We start from the raw sequence: 18365 nt of genomic DNA on the forward strand, positions 1-18365 counted from the left end.
ACCTGATTTATTTCCTAGTTTTCAAGTAGCGATCGCTGAAACTTAGTCTCCTGTATTTGAATAATTTAAGATTGTGTAAAAATTGGCTCTCACCGACCAGGAACAGGGAACAGGGCTTTCAGTATGTACTGAGGTACTGAGTTCTATATGGCTACGCCACCCAAGCTATCAAAAATCAAATAGGAGTCCTATAGTTAATTCAAAGGATTGTAGTCTATAAGTAGTTGATCTAAAAACTTGCGTTCATGATCAGTTAAGTTGTTGATTGATGTTTCTAATGTTTGCAATTTTTGGTAAATTAATTCTCGATCAAATGTTTCTATCAGGTCTTTGATATCTCTATATAGTTCCTGATAGGGAAATTCGTTGGCCAAGGATAAGGCGATTTGTTCTCGATTACTATCCAGTAAGTTACCTTGAAATTGATAGATTCCTTGGGAATTTTGAGATAATAAATCTAGAGCGATCGCTAACAACAAGGTTTGATAAGCTAGTTTTAATTCCTTACTTGAGCCAATTTCATCAGGAATTAAGTCGGGAATATTCTCGTCTTCTTGAATTTGTTCTCTCTCGGTGCGTTCATAGCAGTCTCGATAAAACTCAATTTGGCTGAGAAGATAAGCGGGAAAACCTAAACAACGGGTCAACATATACAAACGTTTCTCGTCTTCCCCAACTAAAGCGGTTAATGTGCGACTTAAACGACTGTAAAATCCAAAAAGTCTTTCTTTATCTTTTTCTCCCACCCAAATAGTCAGTTCTTTTTGGGAAGTTTGGTTTAAGTTGGTGTCAATATCTTGAAGTCGTAATAACAAATCTGCGTTATTATAAAGCTGATTTAAACGTAAATTGGCTGTATGGGTAGAAATTAATTCTGATTGCTGTAACAATTCCCCAATAGATAAATCACTCAATGGCTCAAACTGCTGACGTGCAAAGGGAATCAGTCGATTTTGAAAGGCTTCTGCTGACATTTGCCATGATTGAGAACGGCTGACTTGTTCTTGGGTGAATTGCTTAATTGGTAGTTTTGGTAGAATACTTTGATAATAAGCATCAATATCTGCGTCAGTTAGCACCGTTAGCCGAATATCTGAGAATTTGGTAGTAGCGCGATCGCGTTTATCAACTAAATCATCATATATTTGCTCGAAGTTAGATTGAGTTTGGCGTAAGGTTTCAGTTCTTTGTTTAGCGGTTTTAATTAGATGGTTTAACGCCTCAATTCGCAGATTTTGGAGATAAAGATCATAATCTAACTTTAGTTGCTGATTATAACTGTGGCGCAATTCTACAGCACTGGCTTTTAAACTACTTTCTAGGCGTTTAATTTGTTTTTGGACTTGCTGAATGCGATCGCGAATATTGGTGCTGTATTTCAGCCAAACCAGACCTAAATAGATGAAGGTGGCACTGATAGTCCACAATAAATAAGTCCCTAAATTTCTCCAAAATTCTTGCAATAATGACCACAGACTTGATTGACTGAATAAACCAGTTAAAATTAATAAAATCACGCAAACAACCACAACCACAAGGGGGTAAATAAATAAATATTGATAACGAAAAAAACTTTCTTCTTCTAACAATTCATTTAAATGATCTGTAGCTGTGTGGATTTGATTTTCAATTGACGTGAGATGTTTTTGAACGATAATAATCGTTTCTTGAGCCTTTTCTCTAGCGCGAGCGATCGCTATTAATCGGATTTTGCGAGCTTGATCCACTTCTATATTTAAGGCTTGACGATATTCAGCGATCGCTGTTTCTAGCTGTTCTTGAGTTGTTTCTATCTCTAGGGCTATTTCTTCAGAACTGAATTGACCTAAACTATCATGTAATTGTTGTCGCCGTAATTTTAAAGATAAAACTTGATTTAGTAGATTTTGAGTATTTTCTTGATCAATTTTTATCTCCAATCTTGAATCTAAGAAAGCTTCAGTTATACGCAGTTCTGTAACTAAGTTTTGAGGCTGTTCGCTAATAGATTCGGTTTGTAATTCCAAATAGGAATAAGTTAATACATTTAATAATCTAATAGCTTCATGTAAACCTCTAGGTGCAGCATCAGCATAGCGGTTAATTGTCCGATCTAAGAAAGCAACAAGTGCTGATTGTGCTTGTTTACAACAACTTTCTAAACTACGTTTATACGAAAGTAGTTCTTTATTTTCAAATTGCTGATAAGCACGCTGTAATTCCATGATATATTCTTGAACCATCCCAGCGCGCATTTCTAAGCGGGGATTAAAATCTTGCCAAACTGGTCTACCCTTATCTCTTTCTAACAGCAAAAAAGCATTACTATAGTCTTCACTCAGCACAAATTCTTTAGCATCTAACAGCCATTTACGATTAGATTCGGGTGTAGATTCTGCCCTTGGTAAAAATTGAGTAACCATGATATTGGCTGCTAAAGCGTTACTTAAACGAGAAACAGCCGTTTCCACAGGAAAAAATAATTCTCCATAGCCAAAAGCGCTGTAAGCAGGAATTTTTCCCCGTACTTTGTTGATACCAATTAATAATCCGTTGATTTCTGGTTCAACAGTGAGGAAACCAGAAAAAGCATCAGCATAACTAATTAAATTGTCTTTTAGTTCACCAATGCGATCATCTATTAGCCAACAGTTATCAAAAGGGAGACCTTTTTGAGTACCAGAAATCACAACTCCGTTAGTCATTGTCCAATCTAGTTCTTTCAGAAAACCATAGGCTGCGGCGTAATCAGCCGTTGTTGTTTGATTAAATAATCCTGGTAGTAATAATAAAGCTTCTAAACTGTGGGGAACATCAGCGAAAAACTTAGTAAATAGCCAACGAATCAAACGAGTTAGTTGAAATATTACTCCCCTAGAGAAGCGATCGCTAACTGAAAGCATCAGATATACTCGATGTAAATTAGCAATTTCTACCCCTGTTTGTTTAGCAGCGATCGCTTCTAAAGATTGATCAGCATTTTTGAGTAATTCAATCAGTAAAGGTTGAATTTGGTTAGTTGCGTTAATAAACTGACTACGGATTTGAGAAATAGAAGCTTGATGACTGCGAGTTTTTGTTAAATCAAAGTTTTGATCGGTCATCTGTTCTAAATCAGAACGAAAACCAAAATTCAATCCATCCCAAGTTAGTAAATAAGCTTGAAATACTTGGCTTTGTTCGATTGAGTGATATTGAAGTTGCTGTTTAATTGTCGCACAGAGGGCTGCACTGTGAGGATCAAGAGCTAAAATGGTAGTTGGTTTAGGCATAATGCCAATCTTAATATCAGGGAACAGGGAACAGGGAACAGAAAAACCAGTTGTGTAATTAATTCTGTCTCATTACTTAACGAGGAACAGGGAATAGAGTTGAAGTTTTGCAGTAAGTTACGATTACAAAATTACATCCAAATCTTCCAGGTATGCTTGAATTTCTTTAAGTTCCATTTCTACCTGTTCTTTGATTTGATTACCAACTTTTCCTTCTTTCAAAACTTTATTGATTTGATTGATATAGGTTTCTAAAATCAACCTAGATTTATCTTTGTTTTGATGAGTCAGCGTATTTACTTTGTGAGCAATTTCTTTGACTAAAGATGAATTACCCTTAAAAGCTTTGAAGGCTGATTTGCGATCGCTTCCCAAGGGCAAAACTTGACCATCTAATTTTTTAGCTTGGTCAGTATAGACTAAATAATTCCTATTTTGATTGACAATCAGTTGATATGGTGCAGGGGCTAAGGCCAAAGCAAACCAACGCAACGCCCCACCATCTTCTTCTGGAGGAACTAGATTCGGGAAACTGTCCCAATTTCGATGCAGGTGTTTAAAGACTTTATTCGGATCTAAATAGGCTGATTCCATCTCTTTCACGCCATTTAATGCAAATAAAGGAACTCCCACTTCCACTCGAAATAAAGTTACCTTATGGGCTTCACCAGTGGGGACAAAGGAAGGATTATCTCTGCCTTTTGGAACGCGATTTGCTAAAGGTGGACTGGTGAAAATTGTATTATTATTTTCAACTCCGTAATAATAAAACTCTGTAATTAAATGTTGTTGTTGCACCGGAATTTCTGATTCTTCGTATTGCCAAAGGGGAACAGCCAGCTTTCCTAATTGTTCTAAATCTTGTCCTGCATCTTCTGGATTACTATTGGCTAAGACATCTTCAACAGTCATTTTTGTCAGAGAAAAATATTTATCTTCTAGAAATTCCCAGATTTCTGTCTTGACGTTTTCGGCTTTTTTGTCCGACCAATTAGTTAAGGTTTGATACTTTTCTCGATACCAGCGAATAAACTCTTCCCCAGAAATTTGTGGACGTTTACTTTGCAGATTAACTCGTTGAATTGTTTGAATAAACGGATTATCATTAGTTCCTAAACGGCTGATTTCCGTAACACTCTGCGATAAATCTTGATTAACTTTATCGAGATTACTGCGAATGCGTTGGCACTTTTCTTGAATTTCCTCCACCTTTCCTCGGAGGATACCATAGAGTTCTGCTGCTTTATCGCACCGCTTCCAATGTAAATACAGCTTCCATTTTTGGTCACTCCGTTCTTTGTACCTTTGACAAGCTGCTTGGATATTATTCTTATTAGGAAACCAAGATTCGGCAAGTTCCTTAATTTTTTCTTCCAGTGGTTCTAACTTCAACAAATTATATTGATATTGTGCTTCTTGGGATTTGCGCTGCATAGTCTGTTGCAACCCATCCAATTTTGGGACTAATTCGCTGAAAAATTGTCCAGTATAAGCCAAACCATTGGGACGGTTAAGACCGCGCTCCCACCAATTAGCAAGGGCATCAGTAGCTATTTGTAATAACCGATAAAAGTTTAATCCCAATTCCTGAGCCGTTCTTTGCTCCATTTGATCTAACTGTCGTTTGTAGAGTTCCTTAATAGTTGGTAGGGCTGTGCGATCGAAGCGCATTTCGCTAATTCTGAACTCAGTTTTCATACTACCACCGCGATCGCTCTCAATCAACGCATCTAAAGCCGTGGTTTCTGATAACTTACAATCTTCTAAAAATCGAATAATTTCGCTCTCCCCATCAATCACCTGTTTAGAATCCATCAATTCATGACTCAAAAAGTTTTGAGCATCTTCTAATTTCATCTGTTCATACAAATGGGTCGGTAAAGTCAGCGCCCCAAAACCAAAACTACAATAGTTTATTTTCCGTCCCCGTACCTTTTCTGCCGTCGCTAAATAAGCGCGAATATTATCAGCTACGTTAGCAGCATCTAAACCAATTTGTGAGCCAATCTGTACATATAAACCATCGGCTACTAAATTCAACAAATCTTCAGGACGATTAACTACAGTTCCCTGTTTATTAATACTATCAATCAAAAATACCGCATCAAATGGAGGACGGTCAGCTTTAACTTTCATAATTCCATAATCAACCTCCAAGGGATTGGCTGGTGTTAATCCCCAAAAATGCTCAATTTCCTTCAGCGCGCCATAGGCATTTGACCTCACCATATTAGTTTGAGGCAGATTAGCAAATACTCTTGGTAAAACAAATACTCCCGTGATATTTGAGAAACTGTTGAGATATTGCCGCGCTAAAAATGCCACATCTAAGAATGTACCGCTACCTGTTCCACCTGCTAAACTACCAATAACAAAAATTTCTACCCCGTCCCGACTAGAAACTTGAAAGTTATCAGAAAATGCCTGTTTTCTAGTGCGAATTTCCCTAACAGCATTGATGGCCTGAGCAATCAGACTATTAATATCACTAACTTTGGCAAATAAAGCCAATCTCCCACGGGAGCGAATTTGTCCAGCACCATTAATAATCCCGTGGGCAGGAATTTCCTTCGGCCACCATTCATCAATATGTTCGTTACTTCCCCCTAACAGTCTTCCGGGGTTGGCGACAGAAATCGGATACAATTCATTTGGTTCTAAAACTACAGTATTACCTTCTGGAGATTTTTCCCGACTTTGAATGTTTTCGGTAGTATCAATAGATAAAAACCGAATAACTTCGGGAACTGAACCATAAACATCTATAAATCGTTTTTTTAGCTTGAGGATAACTCCATAACCTGTACCTCCTAAGCCAATAACAACAGTCGGACGAAAAACAACCGTGGGACGTGACATTCACTCTGCTCCGTAAAAATTATACAATAGTCTACTTGTCAGGTTCTACATTTAATTTGTACACATACAAAGCCAGGGTTTATTGCTTTTAAACTGTAATTTTTTACCCTGTGCTTGATTCTAGGGACGTTGGTTTCCAATCCAGTTAAATCGCAGTTTCACCTGGGCAAGCTCAATTATGTCTTGATCATAGAGTTCTGATGTGGTGATCTTTTGACTATTGATCAAAATCACACCTTGTACACAGTATAAATCTATATTCTTTTTACCTGCCCGCCAAATGGTAACTAACTCAGCATCGGTTTTTGTGGCATCAATTTCTGGTATCAACATACTTAGTGGGATTTTATTAACTTGTCGGTGGGTTAAACTGATATATTGACCCTCTGGTGATATTGGTAGAGGTTCTAATATTTCTAGTTCACCTTCTAAATGGTTGCGAGTCTGCAAATCATGAATTAATTCCCAAGGGGTTTTACGCTGAATTAGACAAATGGCAATTAAAACAATGAATAATAGCAGTAAAGCTATAACTAACCAAATTAATAGCTTGCGTCCCAGTGGCATCAAGATATTAAGACTACCTTGGGAAGTAATGGGGTTGGCAATGGGGTCATCTGGGATAATTATTAACTTGAAGGTATGCTGACCTTCTGAACTGTTATCAGTGACTTGTAATTGGACAGGAATTTTAGTTTCTCCTACTTGCAAGGAAATAGGGGCTAAAGGCTGTGCTAAGGAAATCTCTGGGGGATTGTCTTGTAGCTGTAAGTTGGCCTTTCCAGAAATATTGCTACTAACTACCAGGGTTTGAGTTTCTGTAGTTTTTCCAGGATCTATAGAGCCAAAATCTATACTCCCAGGTTGTATGGCTAACTTTGGTTGAATAATTACAGGTAAGTCTATAGTAATGGGAGCGATCGCTTTATTTTTCGCTGTCATCACTAAGCGCAAATCAGGATCACCACCCCGAACTTCTGGCGGAATTTGTAACTGCACAGGTATAACTGTTGGTTGATTGGCAACTAAATCAACATCTTTATTTGGTGCAATTAAACGAATACCACTTTGGTTAGGATCTTCTAGTCGCAAGCCTACTTTAGCATTGACATTGCTAAGACTATCAATATTAAGCGGTTTCGTCGTAGTTCCCGGCAAAAACCGCTCCAACTCAGTTTTAGGTGAATTGACATCCAGCTTAGGTTTTACCAATACTGGTCGAATATTTTGCGCCAGTTGGTTTAATTGAACTCCTCCCGGATCTCTCAATACTCTTCCTTTATTACACAAGGCAGGATTGTTAGCAAAATCATTCAGTTGCTTTTCGTGTTCTTTTAGCCCTAAAGATACAAAAAATATATAGGGTTTACATTGCTGCTGACGCAAAAGCTGGGTGTTGCTAGGAATACTTACAGGATTAGGAATACCTCGTACATCTTCTACCCCATCTGTCAAAAACACTATACTAACAGTCCGACCAAGCGCATCTGCTTTTTGGCTTAATAAGCCAGAATGTTGTAACGCTTTTTGGACAGCTTTCCCTGTATGAGTCCTCACTCCTTGCGCTTGGAGTGATTTAATTATTTCTTTAAGTTTACCTCTATCAGGATTGCTGTTTATCGCAATATCTTTAATATGTAAGGTGACATCTTGATCAAAAGTATAAAGAGTAACTTTATCCCCGACTCTAGCTGTATTAACAAACTCAGTAATAGAATTTTGAACTTGAGCAAAAATATCTTTTGTCCCACCAACCCCACGCATGGAAGCAGAAGTATCTACTACCAAAATCCAGTCGATTCCTCCTTTCGCCGTAGTTTGGGCGGTTGTCGAGTAAAATTCAGCAATTAAGATGGAAACTAAAACCGCAAAACTCGGAATTGAAGCATATTTTAACCATTGCTTGAAGCATCTAAAACTCATTGACAGATTTCTCCAGCCATATCAGTTTCCATTCGGTAAAGCACCATAATTAGTGTAACTAAAAGCTGGCTGAATTTAGTAGTTAGGACTGACGCATTGACAAAAAACCTCATTGATGTATTATGGATAGGATTTACCCATAAGTTATGGAGTATCCAACCGCAGAGGACGCAGAGGACGCTGAGAAATAACAGTTTGAGAGGCGCTACTACACCTGCGTGGACTAATAAACATGAAGTGAAAATAAAAGATGCGTTTACTAGAACCTTCGTAGAGACGTTCCATGGAACGTCTCTACACCCGCATTTTTCACAAGTTCCACGAAGCGGCGATTTCCAGTGTCCAAGGCTAGTTTTCAAACACCCTCTAAGGTAGAATGAATCCGTATTTCTTCAATACGGCCTTGGCTTCATTACTAGATAAAAACTGGACAAACGCTTTGGCTACATCAGGATTTTTACTTCTTTTGACGACTGCTATCGGATAAATAATCGGGGAGTGAAATTTTTCATCAGCAGCAACTACTACTTTCACTTTATTAGAGATTTTGGCATCAGTGGCGTAGACAAGACCCGCATCAGCATTGCCACTTTCTACCGTCGCTAAGACTTGGCGCACATTGTTAGCATAGACTAACTTGGATTTAACTTGGGGCAAAATATTTAACTTTTTGAGAACCTGATCTGCATATTGTCCAGCCGGGACGCTTCTAGGTTCACCGATCGCTATTTTCTTAATTTTCCCATCTTTTAAATTATAGAAGCTGGTGATGCCTACAACGTTATTTGGCACAATCAAAACGAGGCGGTTCTTAGCGATGATGGTACGAGTATTGGGAATAAGTAGTCCTTTTTGCTCTAAATCATCTATTTGCCTTTTGGCCGCAGAGATAAAAACATCTACTGGAGCGCCTTGTTCAATCTGTCTTTGCAAAGCACCAGAAGACCCATAATTATAACTAAGATCAACATTTGGCTGACTTTGTTGGTAAAGAGGCTTGATTTCTTCCATTACGTCTTTCAAACTGGCAGCAGCAGAAATAAGTATTTTGGTATCCGATTGTGCTACGACAGTTGTGGGCGTATGTGTTGATAAGTTAATTGTTAGTAAGAAGCCACCAATAAATGTACTAATTAAGGTGAGAATTTTTTTTATGTTCATATTCAAGCTTGTATATAGATGTCCCTTTGGTATTGGCATTCTAAAATACTCGGATTTTGAAAATGGTAGCTTTAACTACGATTTACCAATTAAGTTGGTAAAAATACAAAAAAATTCATCCTTGAAGATTTATATTGGTAGATTGGGTTGTTAGCGTTAGCGTTGCGGAGCAATGGTATGAAACCCAACAAATGCGTCGGGTTGCGCTGTCGCTTAACCCAGCCTTGTGTTTGCTTCAAGCGGATATTGATGATGTAGAGATATTTATAATAATGATAGTTGATTAATGTTGGGTATCGTTCCTCAAACCAACCTACGAGCTACGAGCGATCGCACTGAAGAAAAACTATTACCATTTACAGTAGGGACCTTCTTTGATAGTACCATCGGGCATAGTAGTATGCCAGATAACATTAAACCAGCGACAAAGAGCATACTCATTGCCAGTAGAATCTCGAAAGTCAGCGTGAGTCAAATCACTGCGTTCAAAGCCAGGGACTTTAGCACGGATGAAACTAGCACCAACCGCTTTAACATGGCTCAAATCAGATCCAGTCAAATCAGCCCCATTCAAAGTAGCACTACTCAAATTGGCGGAGAACAAATTAGCATCCCTGAGAATAGTTTTTACCAAACCAGCCTCGCCCAAATAAGCCCCGAACAAATCGGCTTCAGTCAAATCAGCCCCACTCAAATTAACTTTTTCAAGATTAGCTCCCCGCAGGTTAATACCCCGCAAGTCAGCACCTTCGAGTCCAGTAATCTGACCATCAACTCCGTCTCTTTCGCCCATTTCGCCGACAATCCGCAAAATTTCGACACCAGCAAAGTTACGCTCCCCAGCGTTGTACCGAGCCAACAATTCATCAGTAGTAATTTTCCAAACCATGAATTAACCTTGTGTTTGCTTCAAGCGGATATTAATGATGTAGAGATATTTATAAGGTTAATGATAGTTGATTAATGTTGGGTATCGTTCTTCAACCCAACCTTGTATCTTAGAGAAAAAAAATTCATCCCTGAAGATTTAGCTATCTATGGGCTAGAATTGTTACGATAGTTTCAGATTAGACGTTGAAACCTTGATTCAATCTGAAACCCTAGAACTACTCGAATGGCAACGCCTCTGCCAGCACCTTTGCACCTTTGCGGCAACTAAGTTAGGGGCGACGGTGGCGCGTAACCTGCCAATCCCGACTACTCAAGTAGAAAGCGAACAGTTGTTAGCTCAAACTAAGGAAGTTTATCAATTGGAAAGTCGCCTGTTTCCCGGACTTTCCTTTGAGGGGATTCAAGATATCGGTGATTCCTTAGAACGTGCCGAACTGCAAGGGATTTTGACTGGGGAAGAATTGTTAGCGATCGCTACTACTCTATCTGGTACAAGAAACCTCCGGCGGGTAATTGACAACCAAGAAGATTTACCAGTTCTCAAAGAGTTAGTTTCTGATTTACGGACTTACCCAGAATTAGAGCAGGAAATCCACCGTTGTATTGATGAACGCGCCCAAGTAACCGATCGCGCTAGTCAAAAATTGGGCGAAATCCGTGTAGAATTGCGGCGATTACGCAGTCAAATTACTCAAAAACTGCAAAATATCATCCAAGCTAAATCGGGAGCAGTCCAAGAACAGTTGATTACCCAAAGGGGCGATCGCTATGTGATCCCTGTGAAAGCACCCCAAAAAGACGCAATTCCGGGTATTGTTCACGACACATCCATGAGTGGGGCAACTCTATACATTGAACCCCACAGCATTGTTTCCATGGGGAATCAACTCCGTCAAACTATCAGAAGAGAACAAGCAGAAGAAGAAGTTATTCGGCGAATTTTAACTGAGCAAGTAGCAGCAGTTACACCAGATTTAGAAAGATTATTAGCGATCGTCACCACCATAGATTTAGCAACTACTAAATCTCGTTATAGTTTCTGGTTGGGTGCAAATCCCCCCCGATTTATAGATCGTCAACAAACGGAAATGATTACCCTGCGGCAGTTGCGTCATCCTTTATTAGTTTGGCAACAACAGCACGAACAAGGATCAAGTGTTGTCCCTGTTGATTTACTCATTAGTCCTAATATTAAGGTGGTGACTATTACAGGACCCAATACTGGGGGAAAAACCGTTACTTTAAAAACCTTGGGATTAGCGGCATTAATGGCTAAGGTGGGTTTATTTGTCCCCGCCCGTGAACCAGTGGAAATGCCTTGGTTTGAGCAGGTTTTAGCCGATATTGGCGATGAACAATCTTTACAACAAAGTTTATCTACCTTTTCTGGACATATTCGCCGGATTAGTCGAATTTTAGAAGCTTTGGGAACTGGGGAGGCAGGGGGCAGGGGGCAGGGGGCAGGGGAGGCAGGGGAGGCAGGGGAGGCAGGGGAAGAGGGTAGGGAGGAATTATCACCAATCACCAATCACCAATCACCAATCACCAGTCACCCATCACCCATCACCCATCACCAATCTTTAGTTTTACTCGATGAAGTGGGCGCAGGGACAGATCCGGTAGAAGGGAGTGCGTTAGCGATCGCTCTCCTCAAATATCTCGCCAACCATGCCCAGCTAACAATTGCTACCACCCACTTTGGGGAACTCAAAGCTCTAAAATATGAAGATGAGCGATTTGAGAACGCTTCTGTGGAATTTGACGAAACCACCCTCTCGCCTACCTATCGTTTGTTGTGGGGCATTCCAGGACGCTCTAACGCCTTAACTATTGCTTTGCGCTTAGGGTTAAAACCGGAAGTAGTAGCCGAGGCTAAAACCCAAGTGGGAGAAGCTACCGACGAAGTTAATCAGGTGATCGCCGGGTTAGAACAACAACGCCGCCGTCAAGAAACTAAAGCCGCCGAAGCCCAAGAATTATTACGACAAGCAGAACGGTTATATCAGGAAGTTTCCCAAAAAGCCGCCAGTTTGGAGGAACGAGAACAGAGTTTGCGGGCTTCTCAAGAAATTGCCGTTCAAAATGCGATCGCTCAAGCCAAAGGAGAAATTGCCCAAGTCATTCGTCGCTTACAACAAGGCACACCAAGCGCCCAAGATGCCCAGCAAGCTACCAACTCCCTAACGCAAATAGCCCAGAAATACGAACCAGCAACACCACCCAAAGCCAAAATCGGGTTTATTCCCAAAGTGGGCGATCGCATTCGCATTCCCAAAATAGGACAAACAGCCGAAGTTATCACCCCCCCCGACACCGACGGCGAATTTACAGTCCGGTTTGGGATCATGAAAATGACAGTCCAGTTAGCAGATGTAGAATCCTTAGACGGACAAAAACCAGAACCAATAGTTAAAGCCAAACCAGCCCCCGCACCAGTTCCCCCACCAGCACCACCAGCCCCAGCGATTCGTACCTCCAAAAATACCGTCGATTTGCGCGGAAAACGGGTAGCTGATGCCGAATATATCTTAGACAAAGCCATTTCTGAAGCTGATGGACAAATCTGGATTATTCATGGTTATGGGACTGGTAAACTCAAACAGGGAGTTCATGCCTATTTGCAGCAGCATTCCAGAGTTAGCCACTATGAACCAGCAGAACGAGCAGATGGAGGTGCTGGCGTAACTATTGCTTATGTGAAATAAATGGAGAAATAATAAGTCCTAATAAACGAACCACAGAGGCACAGAGTTCACAGAGAAATAAGGTTTTGAGAGATATACTGAAATGGGTGGAATATGGACTTTTGTAAAATCATGAAAAACCCAGATATGTAGGGGTTTAGCAGTGCTAAACCCCTACCCACGGAATCAAATAATTAAACCGTGTTTAGTATATTTTGCGTAAGTTCTGACCAATCACCAATCACCTCTTACCCCTTATCCCCCATCCTCAATTTTCAACTAAATTAAAACAAAAATAACTGATATCTAGTAAACTGACTCTAGGCAAACTATGGGAAGCGAAAATTCATAGTTTAAGGTCTGGTTTCAAAATGGGTAACAGCAACAGCCTTTATCAGCCTGACAACCTATGCTAAAAGTTATGCACTCGGCCGCTAACTCAACTAAACTAAATTCTCAATGGGAGGATTTAAACCAGCTTACAGCCTTAAACACAGTTCATTGGGACAATATCAAAACCCAATTAGACTTGGTACTGTTAGCATTAGAAACATTAACTGGAATTGGTTCTGAGGCTATGCTCACAGCAGCAAATAACCTCAATTTAGAATCAAAAATACCAGACAGAGTAGCTTTATGGCGATTGCGTCAGTCTAACCCTCTCCGTAAAGGTCAAGGAGGACGGAAAAAGCTAGATGTAGAAGAAGCGCAAGCACTGGTTTTAATTATTTGCTACCTGGCTAATCAGCATCAGGAAATAATTCGTCGTGCTGTTAGTTTATTAGAACAAGTGGCGGTGAAAAACCAAGAACCTCATCAGACAGCTTTGTTGGGAGACTATATTGATGCTTTCTGTAACACCTACCAAGAACGGATGGAAGAGGATGAACAAATTTCTACAGATTTGTTAACTCGGTTAGCATTAAAACTATTGGTAGATTTACTTTTTTATAGCTCCTCTGGTGGACACCGCCGGCTGTGGTTAACACTGATAGACCGTTCTACAAAACAATTTTAGATTTTAGACTATTAATCCAGCATCCAAAATCCAAAATTCTTTATTGTCCACCCAGAAATTCTTGCTATGTCTCGATCAAATTCTGTCATCCGTCGCTACACCCCCCCTACTTGCACACTGGAAATATTAGCCCAGAGTTCACCCTTGTCCCGTTGGATGGGAAAAACTGTTCTCAAACAGGTAAGTTTTAATTTATACTTTGATGACCCACGGCTACCAGAAAAAAATAGAGTCCCAATTCAGGGCGATCGCGATCAACTAGAAGCTTTGTGTGATGCCGTTACCAGCTACATTCAACATCTCCTCCAACAGTCTACAGAAAGTTTTTGGATGAGTTTTACCAGCACTGATGATCAGTTAAAAGCTACATCGACTCAACTCCAATCACAGGATTTAGATAAAATTCCTTTATCAGCTAAAACTCTACAATTTCCTCATCCCAACACACCTCAAACAAAAATCTATTTAGAATCAACGGGAAATTTAACTCATCAACTATTTCTCGGTTCTCTTGCTAATTCTACATCTGGAGCATCTATTCAACTGACTCTGCTGCAATTATTTGATTTAGCCACGGCTTTAGATGAATACTCGGCTGATATGATGGCTTTACCAACTTCCATGAATCAGAGTTCTCCAAAAAAATTACCTAATTGGGCTTCTGCGGCGGCTGTATTGGTGTTAGCTGCGGGTTTAATTCCCTTAACTTGGCAATATGCTAACAGCGATCGCCCAACCCAAGAAACAGCAACGTACCCCGAATCATCACTGGCTTTAAAAACGCCTCAAGCTAAAACTACATCTCCAACTAATTTAGCTCCCACGCCAGCAAATACTCTATCCCCCCTACAGTTAGCTACTCCTGCACCACGAAGCAGTTCTAACACCACTCCAACTCTAGCTTTTCCTGATGCCAGTGATTCTATCACAACGCAAATAACACCGAAAGATCCCCTCAATCCAGCCTTTCCAGCTAATTTACAAATTCCTTTACCGCCTCCAGTACCCAATTCACCCAACTCTACAAAGTCAATTAACCCAACTGGTATTACTCTCACCACCAGGGAAAATTTATCCCCACAAAATACTAGCATCGTCCCCAAGACCGGATCTTCTATCTCTCGGTCAATTGGTACTATACCTAACACGTCCCCCCAATTACCCCCAGCATTAGACTTACAGCCCAAGGCCAAAGTTAATGATGCTAATTTAACCAATCAGCCTAGTGAAACTGCTAAAACTACATTATTCGATACACCTCAAGTAGCAGAAGCCAGAGACTTTTTGAAAAAGAAATGGCAGCCACCCACAGGTTTATCAGATACTCTAGAATATAGTTTAATGCTCGGTACTGATGGGACAATTGAAAGAATTTTGCCTTTGAATCAAGCCGCAAGACAATATATTGATAATACAGGTATCCCAGAAATTGGCAAACCTTTTGTTTCTATCAATAAGTATGGGCAAAATGTCAGACTGCGAGCAGTTTTAAGTCCAGATGGTAAGGTGCAAACCTTTCCAGAGAATCCTTAATATATAGTCCACAGGGTTTAGATTTGAACTTTTACAAGATTGCCAAAACACCTCAATATAAGGTAGGGGTTTAGCATTGCTCATTGGTGTCAACTTAGGCTCAATTCGTTTTACCACAGCCGTTTTACCCCACCCCTTAATCCCCTCCCCTCAAGAGCTACGGTGTACACACAAGTGATCTGATTACCCAAAACAAGCCCTGGCGATTAGAAATCACGGCTACACAAACAAAGTCCACCTGCGTGGACTGAAGAAAAACTACTTATTTTTAACCCACGGAGGTGGGTTTTGCCTGTGTAGTTGCGGTTTCTAACCGCCGATTTAATCTTGATAAGACTTGTGTGTACACGGTAGCCCCTCAAGAGGGGAGGGGAGATTTTGCTGCTTCAAAAGCGGGGGCGGGGTTCTTCTTGATTGTTGGGGAACTGAATAAGTTTGATCTAACGACATTACAAGAGTTTCATGTTAAGTTGGCACTTATGAGCATTGCTCAAACCCTTACTCTATAAAATCAAATGATCAAGCATTTGTAGAAAAGTTCATTTTTTAACCGATTTCTGTATATCTAGCCAAAATTTTACTTTTACTTTTTCCTCAGCTAGTTGCTTGGATTGGCTGTTGCTGAGAAACATTTCCGGGGATGGGTTCGGTTTTTGTGCCTGGCTCTATGGCAGTTAGTTCAATATGATTTAACAAGGTAGTCACGAAAGCAAACAGCAAAAAAGGTAGTGTGAGAAATACGACTAGCCCTACTGTGGCTAAAGCATATACTGGTCTTTTAGCACCCATGAGCGCTAAGGCAGATGCTAAACTAATGGTGATTGTGATTAGCCACACAATTATTTGACCGTAAATATCACCAAAAGTCAGAGTGCAGACAAACCGATAGTTTTGAATATTATTGTTGTTCATTTTATTTTATTTACCTCAATTCTCTCCTATAGGTTCTACATTAAGTGCCATGTTTGTTTTCAAGGGAATTTCTCAATATTTTTCCAACCTTTGTAATATAGCTTTACAAAGAAGGCAGGAGGCAGGGGGCAGTAGGCAGGAGGGAAGAAGTATGAATAAAACTTTAGTTCTGGGTCTAAAGCCCAGTTTAAAAGAGGAATTGTATCTCTTGCCTCTTGGAAATTTATTAGCCTCTGACCCTGTTCTCTGTCCAAAAATCTACCTTTAAGGTAACAATAATTAAAGGATTGCATTTGTTTAATTGGCTGAAAACTTCTATGACTCCTCACGAAAGTGAAGTAAAAGATACTGCACCATCAAAAGTATGGCGTGCTTGGCAGGAAAATGTAACTTTAATAGCGATCGCCCTGTGTTTGGCTATCCTCATCCGTACATTTATCGCTGAACCCCGGTTGATCCCATCAGAATCCATGTTCCCTACCCTGCATACTGGCGATCGCTTAGTGGTAGAAAAAGTCTCTTACCGATTTCATCCTCCCAAAACTGGGGATGTGGTCGTTTTTCAGTCACCACCAGAATTACAAAGTCGGGGATACGACAAAAATCAAGCTTTCATTAAACGGGTGATTGGTTTACCAGGACAGATCGTTAATATCACCCAGGGGAAAGTTTATCTGAACGGCCAACCAATTACAGAAGATTACATTGCTGAACCACCAAATCAACCCTTTCCCCCCGTCAAAGTTCCAGAAAATCAGCTTTTTGTGATGGGAGACAACCGCAACGATAGCAATGACTCTCGCTATTGGGGATTTTTACCCCAAGAAAATCTCATTGGTCGCGCTACATTCCGTTTTTGGCCATTTAACCGCATCGGAGCTATTTAATTACGAGTAGGGGCGTATTGCAATACGCCTCTTTGTTAAAATCGCAGATAATACATTAATTGGGCGATCGCTTCCCCAGATAATTCTAACCGTTGCTGAAAATCAGCTAAATTACGGAAAACACCAGCATTCAACCGATTTTCTACCACTGCTTGGGCTAAAGCTAAATCCATAAACGGGATTTGCGCCAACTTTTCTACTGTGACTGTATTAACATTAATCGGCACAGCATGAGTTAAAGAATCATCATCATAGTAACTAAAATTCAGTAGTGGCTTGATTGGTTCTAAACGAGGAACCGGTAAACTCAAAGCAGCAGCCACATCTTCAAGACAATAAAATTTTACCCCAGACCGAGAAAGTTCCACCAGCGATCGCGCTTGAAAAATAGACAACCCCGGTAAGCGTAACCAATCATCCACGGTAGCTTGATTAGCATCAATTCGCATCCCCAATTTTACCGCTATCTCAATTTCTTCGCCAGATTGTAGACGATAGTACGGATCATTGAGTAACTTAGCGCGAAGTTTTTGCAATTTTAAGTTTAAAGGTAGCCAGTTATTCATAAATTAAAAATTTTCTTCCCTGTTGCCAACCTCTAAAATCAGTATATCTCAATACTTACATTTGATCTAGAAGCTGACGACGTTTTTGCTCAAACTCATACTCAGTAATTAACCCATCTTGGCGGAGTGCATCCAACTCACGTAAAGCACTAGCTACAGATTCTACTTGATTATTGACCTGTTGTGCTGGCTTAACTGCTGACTTACCCAAATTAAAATGGCGATCGAAGGCTTCCTCATCTTGAGTTAAAAACCATACCCCTTCAATCGCACTAGCTACTTTAGGTATTGGTGTCCAAGAAAGCAAAACATATACAATTCCCCAAAACGGCTGTCCCAGATAAAATTTATGCAACCCTGAAATTGTCACAGTCCCAGAAAAGGCTAAAACAGCCGCAATACTTCGGCTTTTCCGTTTAGTTAACATCATCCCCGTCAATTAAATATCTATTTATCGTAATTATATGTCCTAAATATTGAATGAGGTGATAGAATATAAAACCATTTATTCACTAATAATTGTTTAGTTTGGTTTGATTGTTGAAAAGATCCATCCATCTTTACTTAATCGTTAAAACACTCCGTGAATAAACTCAAAACAAATTAATACAACACCAAGCCCAAGTTTAAAGACTGTGTAAACTCAAAAAAATCTATCTATAAGATAGATACAATAATTC

The 18365-nt window shown here is 40.0% G+C and carries 12 protein-coding genes; 4 read left to right on the forward strand and 8 right to left on the reverse strand.

Annotated features, from left to right (window positions below; all coding sequences use genetic code 11):
* Nucleotides 1-194 precede the first annotated feature (194 nt).
* The 5 genes from VB711_RS07735 to VB711_RS07755 form a co-directional block, all read right to left on the reverse strand.
* Nucleotides 195-3251, reverse strand: a complete 3057-nt coding sequence (locus tag VB711_RS07735) for a hypothetical protein (protein WP_323285264.1) — start codon at nucleotides 3249-3251, stop codon at nucleotides 195-197.
* A 123-nt stretch (nucleotides 3252-3374) separates the two neighbouring features.
* Entirely contained in the window at nucleotides 3375-6110 is a 2736-nt protein-coding gene (locus VB711_RS07740) for a tubulin-like doman-containing protein (RefSeq protein ID WP_323285266.1), read from the reverse strand.
* Nucleotides 6111-6230: 120 nt separating this feature from the next.
* Nucleotides 6231-8033, reverse strand: coding sequence for a vWA domain-containing protein (locus tag VB711_RS07745; RefSeq protein ID WP_323285267.1), 1803 nt, complete (start codon nucleotides 8031-8033; stop codon nucleotides 6231-6233).
* A 366-nt stretch (nucleotides 8034-8399) separates the two neighbouring features.
* Entirely contained in the window at nucleotides 8400-9194 is a 795-nt protein-coding gene (gene modA, locus VB711_RS07750) for a molybdate ABC transporter substrate-binding protein (RefSeq protein WP_323285268.1), read from the reverse strand.
* A 349-nt stretch (nucleotides 9195-9543) separates the two neighbouring features.
* Nucleotides 9544-10083 (reverse strand): pentapeptide repeat-containing protein, encoded by a 540-nt coding sequence (locus VB711_RS07755; protein ID WP_323285269.1) that lies wholly within the window; start codon nucleotides 10081-10083, stop codon nucleotides 9544-9546.
* A gap of 193 nt (nucleotides 10084-10276) precedes the next feature.
* Here VB711_RS07755 and VB711_RS07760 point away from each other — a divergent pair, with 193 nt between their 5' ends.
* The 3 genes from VB711_RS07760 (at nucleotide 10277) to VB711_RS07770 (ending at nucleotide 15320) form a co-directional block, all read left to right on the forward strand.
* Nucleotides 10277-12790: an endonuclease MutS2 gene (locus VB711_RS07760; protein ID WP_323285270.1), complete on the forward strand. Its 2514-nt coding sequence runs from the start codon at nucleotides 10277-10279 to the stop codon at nucleotides 12788-12790.
* A 388-nt stretch (nucleotides 12791-13178) separates the two neighbouring features.
* Complete coding sequence (locus VB711_RS07765) at nucleotides 13179-13787, forward strand: DUF3038 domain-containing protein (protein ID WP_323285271.1); 609 nt, start codon at nucleotides 13179-13181, stop codon at nucleotides 13785-13787.
* 66 nt (nucleotides 13788-13853) lie between these two features.
* Entirely contained in the window at nucleotides 13854-15320 is a 1467-nt protein-coding gene (locus VB711_RS07770; protein ID WP_323285272.1) for a DUF4335 domain-containing protein, read from the forward strand.
* A gap of 594 nt (nucleotides 15321-15914) precedes the next feature.
* On the opposite strand, the gene VB711_RS07775 is transcribed toward VB711_RS07770, so the two are convergent.
* Complete coding sequence (locus VB711_RS07775; RefSeq protein ID WP_323285274.1) at nucleotides 15915-16232, reverse strand: hypothetical protein; 318 nt, start codon at nucleotides 16230-16232, stop codon at nucleotides 15915-15917.
* A gap of 317 nt (nucleotides 16233-16549) precedes the next feature.
* Between VB711_RS07775 and lepB the strand changes: the two genes are divergently transcribed.
* The gene (gene lepB, locus VB711_RS07780; RefSeq protein ID WP_323285275.1) at nucleotides 16550-17119 is read left to right on the forward strand and encodes a signal peptidase I; all 570 of its coding nucleotides are present in this window, start codon (nucleotides 16550-16552) and stop codon (nucleotides 17117-17119) included.
* A 35-nt stretch (nucleotides 17120-17154) separates the two neighbouring features.
* Here the strand turns inward: lepB and VB711_RS07785 are convergent, their stop codons facing one another.
* Nucleotides 17155-17685, reverse strand: a complete 531-nt coding sequence (locus tag VB711_RS07785; RefSeq protein ID WP_323285276.1) for a ComEA family DNA-binding protein — start codon at nucleotides 17683-17685, stop codon at nucleotides 17155-17157.
* A 55-nt stretch (nucleotides 17686-17740) separates the two neighbouring features.
* Nucleotides 17741-18112: an SHOCT domain-containing protein gene (locus VB711_RS07790; protein ID WP_323285383.1), complete on the reverse strand. Its 372-nt coding sequence runs from the start codon at nucleotides 18110-18112 to the stop codon at nucleotides 17741-17743.
* Nucleotides 18113-18365 lie beyond the last annotated feature (253 nt).

This window comes from Cronbergia sp. UHCC 0137 (assembly GCF_034932285.1).
Lineage (GTDB): Bacteria > Cyanobacteriota > Cyanobacteriia > Cyanobacteriales > Nostocaceae > Cronbergia.

Excerpts from the sequence above, each read along its gene's own strand:
- VB711_RS07735 (WP_323285264.1), bottom strand. The coding sequence starts at position 3,251 with ATGCCTAAACCAACTACCATTTTAGCTCTTGATCCTCACAGTGCAGCC.
- VB711_RS07740 (WP_323285266.1), bottom strand. The coding sequence starts at position 6,110 with ATGTCACGTCCCACGGTTGTTTTTCGTCCGACTGTTGTTATTGGCTTA.
- VB711_RS07745 (WP_323285267.1), bottom strand. The coding sequence starts at position 8,033 with ATGAGTTTTAGATGCTTCAAGCAATGGTTAAAATATGCTTCAATTCCG.
- modA (WP_323285268.1), bottom strand. The coding sequence starts at position 9,194 with ATGAACATAAAAAAAATTCTCACCTTAATTAGTACATTTATTGGTGGC.
- VB711_RS07755 (WP_323285269.1), bottom strand. The coding sequence starts at position 10,083 with ATGGTTTGGAAAATTACTACTGATGAATTGTTGGCTCGGTACAACGCT.
- VB711_RS07765 (WP_323285271.1), top strand. The coding sequence starts at position 13,179 with ATGCTAAAAGTTATGCACTCGGCCGCTAACTCAACTAAACTAAATTCT.
- VB711_RS07770 (WP_323285272.1), top strand. The coding sequence starts at position 13,854 with ATGTCTCGATCAAATTCTGTCATCCGTCGCTACACCCCCCCTACTTGC.
- VB711_RS07775 (WP_323285274.1), bottom strand. The coding sequence starts at position 16,232 with ATGAACAACAATAATATTCAAAACTATCGGTTTGTCTGCACTCTGACT.
- lepB (WP_323285275.1), top strand. The coding sequence starts at position 16,550 with ATGACTCCTCACGAAAGTGAAGTAAAAGATACTGCACCATCAAAAGTA.
- VB711_RS07785 (WP_323285276.1), bottom strand. The coding sequence starts at position 17,685 with ATGAATAACTGGCTACCTTTAAACTTAAAATTGCAAAAACTTCGCGCT.
- VB711_RS07790 (WP_323285383.1), bottom strand. The coding sequence starts at position 18,112 with ATGTTAACTAAACGGAAAAGCCGAAGTATTGCGGCTGTTTTAGCCTTT.